Source organism: Cellvibrio sp. UBA7671 (assembly GCA_002483145.1).
Classification (GTDB): domain Bacteria; phylum Pseudomonadota; class Gammaproteobacteria; order Pseudomonadales; family Cellvibrionaceae; genus Cellvibrio; species Cellvibrio fibrivorans.
This window is the reverse complement of the sequence record DLHJ01000014.1, coordinates 677,981-690,288: the sequence shown is the minus strand read 5'-3', so window position 1 is coordinate 690,288 and position 12,308 is coordinate 677,981. Positions and strand designations below refer to the sequence as shown.

Here is a 12,308-nt window from a genome sequence, read left to right as displayed (position 1 = left end):
ATATTGTTAACTAACAGCTATGCAATTCTATTGCAGGTGTTTTTACGCCTGAAAAAACCATACGGAGTTTTATGATGGAAACTAAAATTTATAATGCGCTTGAATGTCTTCACCAAGTGAGGTCGGTAAACAATTTGATACAGGGGGTCTGTACTCGCATTTCAGCAGGCGAGCTTTCGGCAAATGAAGCGGAAGGTTTATGGGTGGTGTTGGAGTGGCAAAATAAACATTTAAAAAAAGCAGAGGGGGCGATTGAATGCGTAGCGGAATTACATGGGGTTGCCGCCCCGGTTCGGGCGGCTTAATCGTTAGAGTGATGCAAGCATCATTTGCCGCTCTGTGTCCGGCAGGGCGCGCAAAAAGCTTACTACCACATCTTTGTGTTGTTGCGCGCTAGGTGAAAGGGTATGGCTAAAACACAAATCCATCACAAACGTATGGCCGCACTCTGGATCTTTGCAACTGCAATAAAGTTGGCTCATTGTTACATCTAGCTCTTTTCTAGCCTGAACAATTGCCTTTCCCTTACACACTTTGCATTTAATCAGAATCATTTGATCTTCCCCGCGAAATAAATTTGTGCGCGGCAGAAGTATAACATTTGTACGGTATTTTGCAGTAACCAAGCGCATCACGCCGCCCTTGATTCTGGCTTGCCAAACTCAATACGCCGAGCTGGTTTTAAGAACTGGTTAAGCTGCAAAAATCTGTCCTGCATGGGCACTGTTTCATATTCAAAATACACTTCAGCAATTTTCCAAATATCACCAAAGCCGCCCACATTTTCTGGTATTGCTCCACACAGGGCAGGCTGCATTCTCCACATCGCCAGAACGTCTGCACGTGTCGTGTTTTTGATGCGCTCGAACTCATCTTTAGTGGCAATGTCACCCACAGGGATCAATTGCACTGAGTCTTTTTTCCCGTTCGGGATATTCAAATACAAGCTGCGGAAATTACCCACACCCTTGGATTCCTTCACTGCTTTTTTAATCGCGTCTTCATCCTTAGGGTCGAGTGATGAATCGCTGGTGTAAAGGATGTAGCCCATGTGCGCGCCGTTCACATAATACTTGCGGCGGAATAGGGTGGCGTCTTCACTGAGCATCACAGAATTAATGCCGCCGAAGTATTGCGGAATGCCGTAAATGCTTTGGCGCACATCGTATTCTTTCAGGTGAACCACTTCGCCTGGCTTGAACTCAATCGGTTCTTTGCCATTTTTTTGCAGCTGGCAATAGGTGTCGGCCTTGGTCATGCGGCGCATGGAAATAGCGGGCAGGTGTTTAAACTGAATTGTTTCACCAAAAACATTTTCAATTCGTTGCAGGTAGCAGTTACCAAAAACATCATGGTCGATGTTGGCGCAGCCTAAATCCCAGTCGGATATAACATCACTGGTTTTATAGTGCTGAATTAGACGATCCCGGCGAAAGGGTGGAATAGTGCCGTGGTGCCCATTGGCGCCAAGGATTGTAGCAAGGCCTTTTAGTGATATTGGCGGCTCATAATAATTACCGGCACCCGCGAACACGCCAAGGTAATCGGCTAGGCTATTACTTAATACTTGTTCAGGTTCACCAAATTTAAAAATGGTGGCGGCATTTTGCTTGTGTTCGCTGGCTAATTTCGTTGTGGGTGCTGTTGCAGTTCTGTGTCGTTGTTTTCTCATCGCGTTATTAGCCCATTGCTACGCCGGATTTACGGCGTTCGGTTAAAGGTTCGTTGCTTATTGCGTGCATGATTGACCAAGCGGAATCCGCGTGGCCGGTATCGCTACTGCGGTTAGCGGCATAGGTTATTTGGTCGCTGCTGGTGGTTTCTTGCGTGATCTGTAAAAACGATTGCGGAATGTCTGTAAATTCCGCGTCCCACTCGATGCGCCCTGATTCAATAATGTCTTGTGCTTTTAGCACCAGATTCGTTTTGGTGTCTAAACCGTAATGAATTGGTGTGGCGCGGGGGAAAAACACTTGAACCATCTCAAATACGCCGTGCCCTGGTCCAGTACAGTCAATACCCATAAAGGCGATATTGTATTTTTGGGTGAGCGCTTTAATTTCATTGGCTTGGTGCCGCCATGCACCGCGTAACGTGATGTTTTCCAGCACCCGAAATTTGCCGCCTTCCACTAATGGCGGGGCGACAATTACAACGGCAGATTTATCACCGCGGCGTGCCGGGTCATACCCAAGCCAAACAGGGTTATTGCCATACGGCCGCACGGTGCCTTTTTTGAAATCAACCCAAACCACATTGCTATCAACAGCGCAGCCCAGTAATTGCCCGAGTTTGAAAACGGATAGTCCCGCTTCCATGAACGCGCACATAAATAGCGTATTGAAAGAGCTTTCGCTGTAGCGGAATTTAAGGTCTTCAATATCAAACAATTTGCAGCCAGATTTTTCCGCATCTTTCACCGTTACGATGTGTCGCCAAATGCGATCTGCACCTAGCGCGCCGTCTTTAAGTGCTTCATGGCTAAGGTCAAAATCAACTTTGTTTTTTCTGTCTTCGTTGAATTTCTCGCCGCTCCACATCGGGTAAGCCCCATGTGATTTTAGGGACGGTGTAGAGAAATAAGTTAGTCGCCACTTTTTCTGTGACGCCATGGCGCTGGCAACTTCATTGAGTTTTTGGAAATTCGGAATCCAGAAAACTTCGTCTACATACAGGTGACCGTTGTAACTTTGTGCGGTGCGGCCATTGGTGGAAACAAAACGAATGTTGGCGCCGTTGCTTAGCGTGATGCAATCACTGCCTTTTAACTCAATGCCAAAGTATTTATGCGCAAAACCAATCATGTAAGCTTTAAACACAAACGCTTGGTTTTTACTGGCGCTTAAGAATAGTTGGTTATCGCCGGTGAGAATTGCATCCTCGAACGCTTCCCAGGCGAAATAGAAGGTTGCACCAATCTGACGTGATTTAAGAATAAAGCGTGTTTTCTGGCTTTTGTTTTCATGCCACTTATGCTGATAACCAAAAAACAATTCATTGCGAATTTCTTCTAACCGTTCGGCGGTTATTTCGCTTACATCATTCTTGATCTGTTGTTTTTTCTTCTTATCAGTGCGCTGGGTTTTTAGTTCGCCGCTATCATTAGCGGCTTCACCCTTTAGTATCGCCGCTGTCTTTGCCTCCAATTGGCGAACCTTTGCCATTTTTTCAAGCTGATTAATCAGCCTGTCCATTTCGTCCAATTCGGCAGGGGTTTTATTTTCTTTTGCTGCTAAATCAATAATGCGGCGGCTTATTGCCTGCTCAATGCTTACGCCCGCGATTAAGTTGTCCCATTGACCTTCGTCACGCCAGTTGTACACAGTCCTGCCGGATACGCCAAAGCGCTCAGCAATAACTGAAATTGGAGTGTGCTGCAAATAAAGCCCGCGTGCGGCGGCTCTAATTTCTGGAGTGGCTTTAATTTGATTGGCGGCTTTTGTCATGCCGCCAGTTTAATCAGCATTTTTATTTTTAAATCGTGCTGATAGTTCTAATAATTTCTATATCTCGCGTATAGAAATTTATAAAACCTCTTGTCTTTGAAGGGAGTTCAAAACACACATATTCTGCAATCACTCGCTGAACACGCACTGAATAAATTCACTATTTTTAATTCACTGGATGTTGATTGCATGGCAAGAAATTTAAAAACCGGTTGGGTAATTGTTGCCACCAGTGGCGAAACAACCGATGGCCGAAAAATTGAAAAAAAGTGGCTTGAAGATATGGCCTCTAATTATAGCGAACGTTTGTACAGTGCAAAAATCTGGCCTAATCACGAACGCTATTATGGCTCACAAGGCAAAGTGCTTGCGCTGAAAGTGGAGCCAGCAACAGACGCGCAATTAAAAGGCGAAGTGCATTTAATGGCTATTCTCGCCCCCTCAGACAATTTGGTTTATGCCAACCAACAAGGCCGCCTTGTTCACACCTCAATTGAAGTGCTTAAAAACTTTGCGGGTCGTGGATTTTACTACTTGGGCGGTTTAGCCGTTACCGACAACCCCGCAAGCCTTGGCACCACTGAACTGCAATTCAGCGAGAACGCCGAAAAGTTCCATATCCAGGGTGACGCATTGGATTTATCCAGCGCTGAGGAAAAAGGCATTTTTGATCGTATCCGCGACAAACTTTCAACTAACACCGAGCAGGAAACCGCAATGGACGAAAAACAATTTAACCAACTGACAACAACCCAAAACAAAACCAACGAATTGTTGGAAACTCTGATCGGTAAGTTTACACCGCAACCCGCCCCAGCCCCGGCGCCTGCACCCGCCCCAGTGCCAAAAACTGAACCATCACCTGCGCCACAAACTGAAGAGTTTGTTAGCAAAAAGTCATTCGATGAATTGAACGATAAATTCACCAAATTGAGCGAAGATTTTGAGGCCGCCAAGAAAAACCCAGTGCCAAGCACAAATCCCGCCGGTGATGGCGCCAGCGCCGAAAACGCGGTTATCTGCTAATCACCAACTCAATCAGTTTTATTTTTAACGGTTTTTAATCAGAACAATTACCGAGATTTTCAAAATGAATGAAGTCAGTAAACAAAAGTATTTAGCGTTTTGTATTGCGATGGCAACTACCTTTGGTGTTGCGTCCGTAGCCGAAACCTTCTCAGTTACACCGACAGTAGCTCAAACGCTGCACGACAAGATTGTAGAGGAAGATACCTTCCTGAAAAAAATCAACGTTTTTCCTGTTGATGAAATGAAAGGTGAAAAAGTTTACGGCTCAGTTTCACCGGTGGTGGGTAAGCGCACAGATACAAGTGCCAATGATCGTGAACCTATCGATCCTTTAGTGCTTGGCGACAAGGATTATGAGTGTTTCAAGACGGAAGTTGATATTGCCATCAAATACAAAACCATCGACACCTGGGCAAAGTTCCCAGACTTTCAAGAGCGCTACGCAAAGTGGGTTCGCCAAGCGGTGGCAATGGCGCGAGTGCGCTGCGGCTGGTATGGGCTTACTGCTGCTGCTGTTACCAATCCAGTGACTAACCCCAACGGCGAAGACCTTAACAAGGGTTGGTTCCAAATCATGCGCGAATACAACGGCGGTGCGCAGTGGATGGAAGAAGGTTCTGTCGCTGGTGAAATCCGCATCGGCGAGGGTGGCGACTACCCCAACTTGGATGCTGCCGCACACGACTTAAAACAAAAACTCGATCCGATTTATCGCGAGCGCAATGATTTGGTGCTGATGGTTGGCTCTGATTTGTTGGCAGCAGATAAAGCAGCTTTGTATCACGCACAGGGTTCAACACCTAGCGAAAAAGAGCGCATTGCAAATGAAAAGGTAACCAAAACCTATGGTGGTATGCCAACCGATACACCAAGCGGTTTTCCATCACGCGGTTTGTTTATTACCACTTATGCAAACCTGAGTTGGTATTACCAAGACAGCAGTGTTCGCCGCAGAACAATTGACAATCCAAAGCGTGATCGAATTGAAGATTACACCAGCGTTAATGATTGCTACGTGGTGGAAAACGAAGAACTCGCAGCCGGTTTTGAATTTGCGAACGTCAAAATCAAAGAAGGCGGGGTTTGGGTTTAACAATCAGTTTCATGGCTGAGTGCATGGAAGCAGCACGTTGATTATCCCGCTCTACGGGGCGGGTTTTTTAAGCTCGGGGAACACAATTTATGTCACTTGCAAAAGCACACAAGGCCGCCTGTTTGGCCGCACTCGCTGCAACAAAAATTGCAGATCAATCTGCTGCCGATAATTCAGGTGCGGCTGCAAACAGCAACACCACAATCATTATTCCTGCCGCCAGTCATCCACAAGATGTGCTCATGGCTGCGCTGAAGCAAGACCAAGACGCATTGCATTCACTCACCGATGTGAAAAAGAAAATTGCGCTGAAAAAAGAACAACTCATTCCAAAGTGGCAACCGATTATTGAGCACTACCGCGAAAGCGGCGCGCAGCATCCGTTTGAACCACTGGTGTGGTTTGCCATTTGGATGGTGGATGCTGGCCAAATCGAACAGGGTATTACCTGGGCTGATTACGCCATCGCGCAACACCAAAAAATGCCCGAGCGTTTTAAATCCGCCAATTTGGAATCTGTCATCACCCGGCAGGTACACGATTGGGCGCTGGAACAATTCAAAGCTGGCCACAGCGCTGAGCCGTACCTTACGCAAGTTGTTGAGCGCATCGAGAGTAACCAATGGTTGGTAAGTGAACGGGCGTTAATGGGCATGCTGTTCAAGCTAGTGGCGTTGTACGCAGAAAAAGAAAAGCATGATGAAAAAGCAGAATCCTACTTTTTGAAAGCAGTTGCGGCTAATCCTGAAAAACACGGTGTTAAAGGTGCATTGCACCGCGTGCAGAAAAACTTAAATAAGCCACTTACTGAATTTAAGTAGCTGAAAACGTCTCTCCCCGAGAGCACTGGCAAACGGGGGCGGTAAACGAAGTTCGCTTTACCTAAACCCGTTTTGCTCAGTGTCTAATTGCGAGTAGTAGTAATGAGTTTCACCGGCAAGCCAGACACGTTTTTAAACACGGAAATAACCAATGACGGTTTTTACCCCGATATTAAACTGGGTGAGCTGCAACGGTTTTACCGGGTGCCAGCGGAATACAAAAGCGATGTGATTGAACACCACACCCGTTTAGCTATTAGCGATTGCAACGCGCAGTTGGCTGTGAAAAAAGCGGAATGGGTCGCCCTGGGCCACACCATGCTGGAACAAGTAGACGCCGCGATGATTGGTGATGAGCTCACAAAAGTGGAGCAATACAAACGCGCAGTTTTTTGCAGAGCTATGGGCTTGTTAGTGATGGCGTTCGCCACTCTCAACCGCCGGGAACAAGCAGAGAATCTAGCCAAAGAAGGTGACGACACAATCCAATATCACCTTGCCCAATCTGGCCGCGCTATTCGTCGCCTGTTGGGGTTAACTGAAAACGTAAGCGTGGAGCTGCTGTAAATGGCACTCGCAAAAATGCAGGCACTTGCCACATTTTTAATTAACCAGAAATTATTTGCGGCAGAGCAATTTGATTACTGGATGGAAAACGGTGCGAGTGAATACTCGGGCAAGCGAGAGGGCAATGGATACGTTATTTGCCGGTTCCGTTATGACGCTGTTTTTGATGTTGAGCGATACAGCCAGGACGCCTCTGATTTTTTGGTGATGGTTAGTATTTGGTTGATGGAAAACGATGGTAAGCGAACCGAACAAGACTTACCGATGCCCGAATGGGATGTAACACCGCTCGATGACAGCACTACAGATGTGCAGGTAAAAATTTCGTTTGATGAGGACATTACCATCGTCCCGGACGATAGCGGAAAAATCCTGTATCGCGGCAACCGCTACAGCGTTGCACCGGCAGTGATTACCGATGCAAGCAAAGTCGGCGTAGGCGATACGCAACAGCGCCCAACGGATCATCCATATGAGCGACCTGCGAATTAATTTTTTTGGCCACTTGGATGCACAAAAGCGCCTTGAACTTTTAAAACTTCCCGCGCGCAAACGCCGCCAACTGTTAGGCGGGTTTGGCAGGGAAATTAAGCGGCAAAGCATCCGCAATTTAAAAGCGCAACGCGATGTAGAAGGCCGCTCTTGGGCACCGCGCAAACGCGGTAACGATAGAAAACTGTTGCGGCATTTAGCCCGGCAGGTGCAGGCCAACTTTGTAACGCCGGATTTTGTGGATGTAGGTTTTCGCGGAAGCGTTGCCTACCAGCAGCATGAAGGCGTAACCAAAGTAATGACCGCCGCCGCTGTTGCAAAAGAAAAAGGCATTAGCGCGCATTACGAAGAGCCAGCAACAAAAAAGCAAGCAAAGGCATTGCGCGATGAAGGTTACAAAATCCGCGTGAAGGGCAGCAAGAAATGGCGCAAGCCATCGCTCAAGTGGATTCAGGAAAATTTAAAACAGAAACAAGCGGGATTTATTCTAACAATCCTGCGCGATGAACAGCCGAAAAAGGCATGGGTAACAACCGTACCAGGGCGCCCATTTTTAGGCGCGACTAATGCGCAAGTGGGCGCATTCGTAAACAAGGTTTTTGACAACACAATTCATTCAAGGGTGTAGCTATGGGTCAGGGCAAAGTAACGGTTAACAACCTCAACTTGGGGCAAGGCAACTTTCCTGAGGTCGAGCGAAAAACACTTTTTATTGGTGTGTGTGCAACCGGTGTGGGCGATGTGCTCTCACTAAACACACAGAGCGATTTAGATGTGTTGCTGGGTGCCGCCGCAAGCGATTTGAAAACTCAAGTGATTGCAGCCCGCGCCAACGGCGGCGAGAACTGGCAGGCCTACGCCGCTCCAATCGCAGCAGACGATGATTGGCGTGAGGCGTTGGACTTGGCCTTCCTCACTGTATCCACCGAACTGGTGGCTGTGTGTTTGCCGGTAGCCACTGGAGCTGATTTCACAGCGGCATTCACCAAAGCTGAAGCCATCCGCACCCAACAAGCGCGCCGTGTAGCGATCCTGATTGCAACACCAGGCATCGATGCAGACACACAAACATGGGCGCAGTACACCGCTGCACAGGCTGCGCTTACAGCCGGAATCAGCGCCTACCGTGTATCACCAGTACCCCAACTGCATGGCAACAATCTGGGCGTGTTGTGTGGCCGTTTATGCAACCGCGCTGTAAGCATTGCTGATTCGCCTATGCGCGTTTCTACAGGCTCTCTGCTGGCCTTGGGTGATGCACCAGTGGACAGCACCGGCCAAACGCTGCCAGCGGCTGTTTTAACCACGTTGGACGCGAACCGCTTGAGCGTGCCCCAGTGGTACACCGACTACCCCGGCATGTTCTGGAGCGATTGCAACTTGCTGGATGAGCCGGGCGGTGATTACCAAGTGATAGAAAACCTGCGCGTGATCGACAAGGCCGCCCGAGCTGTTCGCATTTTGGCAATTCGCCGCATTGCAGACCGCCGCTTGAATGACAGCTCTATTTCAATCGCCAGCAACAAAACTTATTTCATGCGACCACTGCGCGAGATGAGCAAAAGCACCGTGTTTGCAGGGGATCAATTCCCCGGCGAGATCCGCCCACCGGCTGACGACAGCATCACCATTGTATGGCCAAGCCAAAACGCGGTTGAGGTGTACATCAAAGTGCGCCCATGGAATTCACCCAAAGAGATCACCGCCAATTTGATTTTGGATTTAAGCAGCACCGGCGGTTAATTCCGCCGCTTGTTGCAGTAAAAAACTGAATTTATTTTTTTGAAATTTGTGGAGTAAAAAATGGGTAGTCGCATTGGTGGTAAAGACGTAGACATCATGCTCAGTGATTTGATGATACATGTAAACACTTTCAGTATCAGTATTGATGATGGTACTGCGGTCGCAAAAACACGTGGCATTGCTAATGGATTTGTGGATGGCGATACCAGTGGCTCCGGTGAAATTGAGGTGGATACACAAAACTTTAATTTGATTGTAGCTGCGGCGAAGAAAGCTGGAAGTTTCAAAAAACTGGAACCCTTCGACATTGTGAGTAATGCGGAGGTGGACGACGAAACATTAAACATTGAAGCATTTGGTTGCAAGTTGCGCATTAGTGATTTGATCAGCGTGGATTCAAAAGGCGGTGAAAAGTTAATGCACAAATTGCCGTTTGATATCACCAGTCCTGATTTTGTACGCATTAACGGTGTGCCGTATTTGGATTCAGCTGAAACAGAAAACATCCGCTAATGCCAGCCGACAATTTGGATGAGGCGGTAGACCTGCAAGCAACGCTCAACAGCACCGCATTGCAGGCGCAGTTAAGCAAGAACACGTTTCACATCATAAGCCTTACGCACTGCACGGATTGCGGTTTTGAGATTGATCAAAAAAGGCAAGCGTTAGGCGGTGTGAAGCGGTGTACAGAATGCGAAGGTTTTCACCAGCGTGAAGTGTTTCAGAAAAAACAAAGGGCGATGTAATGCAACTGCCACACCTGAGTTATGAAGCGGTAAAACAAATCAGCCGTGCCAAAGGTTACAACTTTTTTGAGAACGGCGATTACAACATAAACCTGATTGGCATCCGCAATATGCGCGATGTGCAAGCCAACACGTTTAACGACTTGTTTTGCATTGCCTTCACCAAAAACGGTGAGCAGATTTTGTTGCAATACCCCTGCACAACAGACCCCGGCACCTATTACCGGTTGAACCCTGCCAATATGCAAGGCACCGCCATTTTGCCCGCTGGCCAGTATTTTGGTTTGTGGAAAGTAGGCATGCACCAAGGCAAATATGAAGCGCTAGTGCAACGCCTGCCCACGGTGGTGATCCGCGATAACAACCGCGATGCGAATTTGGATTTAAACGCTCGCACCGGCGTGCGTGAATTAATTGGTTTGAATTGCCACCGTGCCAGCGCAACCGGCACCAGTAAGCAAGTGGACAAGTGGAGCGCCGGTTGCCAAGTGCTGGCCAACAACGCGGACTTTGACCAGTTAATGAAATTGGCCAATTACGCGGCCAAACATTACGGCAACGGTTTTACCTACACATTATTTGAGAGCACTGATTTTGAGTAGCCAGCAGCACATTTTCACCCGCGTGGGCGGCACACGGTTTGTGGCCACCATGGCGTGCGGGCTGGCGAGTTTTATTTTACTGCGCTTGGGAGATTTAAACGGCGATCAATTTGTTGAATTGGGCGAGTGGACGCTAGGCGCATTCATCGCCGGAAACGCCACACAAAACGCGGCCAGTTATTTTGGTAACCGCAAAAGCAACCAACCAGAACCTTACGAGGCCAGCGATGATTCTAAACGACAGTATTAAAGCGTATATCGCGGGCGTAGTGGCCGTGTTGCTGTTGCTGGTGCTCATACCTACCGGCATTCACAATTTCACGCTGCAAGCAGAAATAGAGCAGCTGGAAGCGGACAAAACCACACTACAAGCCGAGGCGTTAATAAAACGCATGGAAGTGCGCGGGTTAATGGATTACCTGGGCGATCAAGAGCGGCGCATTAAGGCATTTGAGGAAACTGCAAAGCAAATGGCAGCAGCGCGATTAAAAGCCCAACAGGAAGCCGCACAGCGCGTTAACCAATTGCAGAACCGTATTGCATGGCTTGAGCAAGACAAAGGCGCCAGCTGCACCGTAGCGGGCATAGGTAAAACAATTTTGGATGAGGTGTTGCCGTGATTAGAACAGACCAGTTTGGGCTTAGCTTGCAATCAGTTTTAATTGCTGTGGCGCTGATAATTTTGTTTTCAATATTGCTTGGCTGCACCACCGTAAAAGAAGTGCCGGTATATACACCGGTAGACGTAACCAAAGTGGTTGTAGCGCCTTGCATCGAGCAAAAAGATTTACCGGCAGTACCAGTTCTGGCCACTACAAAAATTAAAGGCCATGAAGATGACTGCGAATTATTGAATTTGGTGTTAACCGACCGTGCGCAATTAAAACTCTATGTAGACCAGGTGCAGGGGGTGCTGGCGGGTTGTGTAAAGCCCGCCGGTTCTTGACTAGGTTAATTCCCATATGACCGATTGATAATCAAAAAAGCAACCAGCGAAAGAGGGCGGCGCGTGAGTGATTTAACCAAGCAGGAACTGGAAGCAATAGCCGCTGCTGGAGCTGAAAAAGGCATTACCAATGTGCTGGAAAAATTAGGAATAGACCCTGCCGATTTCTTGGAAGTGCAGGCAGACCAGGCGCACTTGCGTAAGCAGCGCAAGGCATTTGAGCAAGTGACTACCATAACCACGCGCGTGGTGCTCACCACATTAATTGGCGGCTTTCTCGCTGCTGTGTGGATGGGCTTTAAAGAGTTTTTACACAAGTAATTTTTTAAATCAACCAACCCTCGGGGATTAGAACCATGAGCAAAAACGAACAAGTGTTTGATATTGAAGCCGGTGGCAAAGAATTTAAATTCACCGTTAACCGCGACTCATACAACAAGTATGTGAACGCAATTTCTCAAAAAGAAAAAGTGGCTCCAAGCCATAACTTTTTGATGATGACTGTGGATCAAAAACAAAAGGCAGAACTGCGCGAAGTGCTTGAACAAAACCCCGGTTCCGAGGTGGAAATTGCGGGTGGCATTTATGAAGACTATACGCCTGATATTGGCCTTGTTGTAAAGAAATCGAGCAGCGTGCAGAGCGACTAAGCGGGAGCGCCTACAGCCACTACCAGGCATTAGCGATGAAGCATTTGCCCGGTAGTGATGTGAACGATATCGAGACGCTCGCAACCGCGCTGCATTTAGAAAAAATCTACTGGGAAAATTTTAGTAACTCAGTGGCCAATGGTATAGCCCTAGCGCTTAACGGTGAGTGATAC

At 47.8% G+C, this 12,308-nt stretch carries 20 protein-coding genes; 17 read left to right on the top strand and 3 right to left on the bottom strand.

Annotation, left to right across the window (positions count from 1 at the left end; genetic code table 11):
* Window positions 1-71: 71 nt before the first annotated feature.
* Window positions 72-305: a hypothetical protein gene (locus B4E62_RS14895; RefSeq protein ID WP_331352592.1), complete on the top strand. Its 234-nt coding sequence runs from the start codon at window positions 72-74 to the stop codon at window positions 303-305.
* A 3-nt stretch (window positions 306-308) separates the two neighbouring features.
* Here the strand turns inward: B4E62_RS14895 and B4E62_RS14890 are convergent, their stop codons facing one another.
* The 3 genes from B4E62_RS14890 to B4E62_RS14880 all read right to left on the bottom strand — a co-directional run bounded on the left by B4E62_RS14890 (window position 309) and on the right by B4E62_RS14880 (window position 3,446).
* Window positions 309-554, bottom strand: a complete 246-nt coding sequence (locus tag B4E62_RS14890) for an ogr/Delta-like zinc finger family protein (RefSeq protein ID WP_331352591.1) — start codon at window positions 552-554, stop codon at window positions 309-311.
* Window positions 555-631: 77 nt separating this feature from the next.
* Window positions 632-1,672 (bottom strand): phage portal protein, encoded by a 1,041-nt coding sequence (locus B4E62_RS14885; RefSeq protein ID WP_331352590.1) that lies wholly within the window; start codon window positions 1,670-1,672, stop codon window positions 632-634.
* A 7-nt stretch (window positions 1,673-1,679) separates the two neighbouring features.
* Window positions 1,680-3,446, bottom strand: a complete 1,767-nt coding sequence (locus tag B4E62_RS14880) for a terminase large subunit domain-containing protein (protein WP_331352589.1) — start codon at window positions 3,444-3,446, stop codon at window positions 1,680-1,682.
* Window positions 3,447-3,635: 189 nt separating this feature from the next.
* Between B4E62_RS14880 and B4E62_RS14875 the strand changes: the two genes are divergently transcribed.
* From B4E62_RS14875 to B4E62_RS14800, 16 genes are all read left to right on the top strand, one after another.
* On the top strand, window positions 3,636-4,472 hold the full coding sequence (locus B4E62_RS14875) for a GPO family capsid scaffolding protein (RefSeq protein ID WP_331352588.1): 837 nt from the start codon (window positions 3,636-3,638) through the stop codon (window positions 4,470-4,472).
* 64 nt (window positions 4,473-4,536) lie between these two features.
* Window positions 4,537-5,568: a phage major capsid protein, P2 family gene (locus B4E62_RS14870; RefSeq protein WP_331352587.1), complete on the top strand. Its 1,032-nt coding sequence runs from the start codon at window positions 4,537-4,539 to the stop codon at window positions 5,566-5,568.
* A gap of 89 nt (window positions 5,569-5,657) precedes the next feature.
* Complete coding sequence (gpM, locus tag B4E62_RS14865; protein WP_331352586.1) at window positions 5,658-6,389, top strand: phage terminase small subunit; 732 nt, start codon at window positions 5,658-5,660, stop codon at window positions 6,387-6,389.
* Between the two features lie 102 nt (window positions 6,390-6,491).
* The gene (locus tag B4E62_RS14860) at window positions 6,492-6,956 is read left to right on the top strand and encodes a head completion/stabilization protein (RefSeq protein WP_331352585.1); all 465 of its coding nucleotides are present in this window, start codon (window positions 6,492-6,494) and stop codon (window positions 6,954-6,956) included.
* Window positions 6,957-7,448 (top strand): phage tail protein, encoded by a 492-nt coding sequence (locus B4E62_RS14855; RefSeq protein ID WP_331352584.1) that lies wholly within the window; start codon window positions 6,957-6,959, stop codon window positions 7,446-7,448.
* The gene (locus B4E62_RS14850; RefSeq protein WP_331352583.1) at window positions 7,429-8,076 is read left to right on the top strand and encodes a hypothetical protein; all 648 of its coding nucleotides are present in this window, start codon (window positions 7,429-7,431) and stop codon (window positions 8,074-8,076) included. The genes B4E62_RS14855 and B4E62_RS14850 overlap by 20 nt, the downstream gene beginning before the upstream one ends.
* A gap of 2 nt (window positions 8,077-8,078) precedes the next feature.
* On the top strand, window positions 8,079-9,191 hold the full coding sequence (locus tag B4E62_RS14845) for a DUF2586 domain-containing protein (protein ID WP_331352582.1): 1,113 nt from the start codon (window positions 8,079-8,081) through the stop codon (window positions 9,189-9,191).
* Window positions 9,192-9,251: 60 nt separating this feature from the next.
* Complete coding sequence (locus B4E62_RS14840; protein WP_331352581.1) at window positions 9,252-9,704, top strand: phage protein; 453 nt, start codon at window positions 9,252-9,254, stop codon at window positions 9,702-9,704.
* Window positions 9,704-9,937, top strand: a complete 234-nt coding sequence (locus B4E62_RS14835) for a hypothetical protein (protein ID WP_331352580.1) — start codon at window positions 9,704-9,706, stop codon at window positions 9,935-9,937. The genes B4E62_RS14840 and B4E62_RS14835 overlap by 1 nt, the downstream gene beginning before the upstream one ends.
* Window positions 9,937-10,539 (top strand): hypothetical protein, encoded by a 603-nt coding sequence (locus B4E62_RS14830; RefSeq protein ID WP_331352579.1) that lies wholly within the window; start codon window positions 9,937-9,939, stop codon window positions 10,537-10,539. Before B4E62_RS14835 ends, B4E62_RS14830 begins: the two co-directional genes overlap by 1 nt.
* Window positions 10,532-10,789, top strand: a complete 258-nt coding sequence (locus B4E62_RS14825; protein WP_331352578.1) for a hypothetical protein — start codon at window positions 10,532-10,534, stop codon at window positions 10,787-10,789. Before B4E62_RS14830 ends, B4E62_RS14825 begins: the two co-directional genes overlap by 8 nt.
* A complete protein-coding gene (locus tag B4E62_RS14820; RefSeq protein WP_331352577.1) occupies window positions 10,767-11,159 on the top strand; it encodes a hypothetical protein in 393 nt (130 codons plus the stop codon). Before B4E62_RS14825 ends, B4E62_RS14820 begins: the two co-directional genes overlap by 23 nt.
* Window positions 11,156-11,485: a hypothetical protein gene (locus tag B4E62_RS14815; protein WP_331352576.1), complete on the top strand. Its 330-nt coding sequence runs from the start codon at window positions 11,156-11,158 to the stop codon at window positions 11,483-11,485. Before B4E62_RS14820 ends, B4E62_RS14815 begins: the two co-directional genes overlap by 4 nt.
* Before the next feature lie 63 nt (window positions 11,486-11,548).
* Window positions 11,549-11,806, top strand: a complete 258-nt coding sequence (locus B4E62_RS14810; protein WP_331352575.1) for a hypothetical protein — start codon at window positions 11,549-11,551, stop codon at window positions 11,804-11,806.
* A 35-nt stretch (window positions 11,807-11,841) separates the two neighbouring features.
* A complete protein-coding gene (locus B4E62_RS14805) occupies window positions 11,842-12,135 on the top strand; it encodes a putative phage tail assembly chaperone (RefSeq protein WP_331352574.1) in 294 nt (97 codons plus the stop codon).
* 35 nt (window positions 12,136-12,170) lie between these two features.
* Window positions 12,171-12,305, top strand: coding sequence for a DUF6890 family protein (locus B4E62_RS14800; RefSeq protein ID WP_331352573.1), 135 nt, complete (start codon window positions 12,171-12,173; stop codon window positions 12,303-12,305).
* The last annotated feature ends 3 nt before the right edge of the window (window positions 12,306-12,308 follow it).